Raw genomic sequence first — 235 nt, forward strand, 5'->3', positions numbered from 1 at the left:
CCTGCAAATGTAAGTTCTACAGTAGAGTGTATAGCGGATGCTGTACAACCTACAGCACCTGTTGTAACTGATGTTTGTGGTAACGACATTACGCCTGTAATTACTGAGAATGTAGATCCTGTTTGTGAAGGAGATAAAATCTATACGTTCACTTATATAGATTGTGCAGGTAATGAATCGGTTTATACGTATACATATACTATTGATTTAAATCCTTTTATATTACCAGGTAATG

At 35.3% G+C, this 235-nt stretch carries 1 protein-coding gene; it reads left to right on the forward strand.

The window, feature by feature from the left end; all coding sequences use genetic code 11:
• Positions 1 to 235, forward strand: a 235-nt coding sequence (locus tag Q0842_RS16230; protein ID WP_298500566.1) for a hypothetical protein, incomplete at both ends; no start/stop codon positions are given.

The organism is uncultured Algibacter sp. (genome assembly GCF_947495675.1).
Taxonomy (GTDB): Bacteria; Bacteroidota; Bacteroidia; order Flavobacteriales; family Flavobacteriaceae; genus Algibacter_B.